This window comes from Paenibacillus sp. GbtcB18 (assembly GCF_019091125.1).
Lineage (GTDB): Bacteria > Bacillota > Bacilli > Paenibacillales > NBRC-103111 > Paenibacillus_F > Paenibacillus_F chitinolyticus.
The window spans coordinates 1-383 of record NZ_JAGXJX010000167.1 but is presented as its reverse complement, the minus strand read 5'-3'; the positions used below and the strand labels follow the sequence as shown (position 1 = coordinate 383).

The window sequence follows — 383 nt, the reverse complement described above, 5'->3', positions numbered from 1 at the left end:
AAGTTTCTGATACTGTTACGGCCATTATCTTAATACGTTTGTTTTTAGTTGATTTGCTGAATGACTACCAGAAGGATGGGGTCATAAAACGTACTAGATTGAATGCCTTGCTAAATGATCTTTCTTTATACGAAAGAGAATTTCGTAAACAGGCTGAACAATCGTTTCATAGATTGATTGAAAACACGTCGAAATGGACCACAGAAAAGTTATCGGAAGCGGGTTTGGATGTGAAGTCTATAACAGCAGTTAATAAGCAAATTATTCAAGGAGCTATAAAAAGACCTGGAGAAGACGGCTTGATTTTATCGGATCGTGTATGGAATTTATCAGGAGATATGAAGGATCGCTTGAGTGGTGTAATTCGTCCAGCTGTACTAAAA

At 37.1% G+C, this 383-nt stretch carries 1 pseudogene; it reads left to right on the top strand.

The features are described 5' to 3' along the window. Window positions 1–383 (top strand): annotated as a pseudogene (locus KVT34_RS29950) (hypothetical protein); the annotation flags it as partial.